This window comes from Weissella oryzae SG25 (assembly GCF_000691805.2).
GTDB lineage: Bacteria > Bacillota > Bacilli > Lactobacillales > Lactobacillaceae > Weissella > Weissella oryzae.
On sequence record NZ_DF820528.1, the window covers coordinates 1 to 553 of the forward strand.

Genomic DNA, 553 nt, shown 5'->3' on the forward strand with positions numbered 1-553 from the left:
CCATACTAACAAAGTAGCCGACACTGCTATGGCCTTTAGTTTCCGTTTAGTTTCCGACGGTGAAAACCAGAGTTTGACTGATAAAACAGTTACTGTGAATATCGCTAATTCAAGCGGCTACTTATTTACAATTACGCCTATGGTAAATGATGATGTTATCACCATGAAATTTACAGATAAGTTGCTGGAACAGTTGACCACGGATAATACTTATCAATTTGAAGTTTGCGTGACAGACGCCAATAATGAAGTAGCAATTTATCCTTCTGAGGGAGCGATGGGTTTTCAAGTTGTTAAAAATCTTAAAGAGATCAATGGAAAGCTAGTCCCGCAGATAACTATTGATTCGGTTATTGAACAGGTTACTAAGTATGTAGATGCTAAAATTAATGCGATTGCTAAAGGCAAAGATGGTGATTCAGCATATCAGGTAGCTTTAAATGACGGTTTCACAGGTACCGAAGAAGAATGGCTTAAATCTTTGCAAGGTGAGCAAGGAGAACCTGGACCACCAGGAAAACAAGGCGATAAGGGAGACCCAGGTGAACCAGGA

1 protein-coding gene is annotated in these 553 nt (G+C 39.8%); it reads left to right on the forward strand.

Features of this window, described 5'->3' with window-relative positions:
* Positions 1-28: 28 nt before the first annotated feature.
* Positions 29-553 (forward strand): collagen-like triple helix repeat-containing protein (locus TT13_RS11480; protein WP_190279684.1); only part of this gene is annotated, 525 nt, incomplete at its 3' end.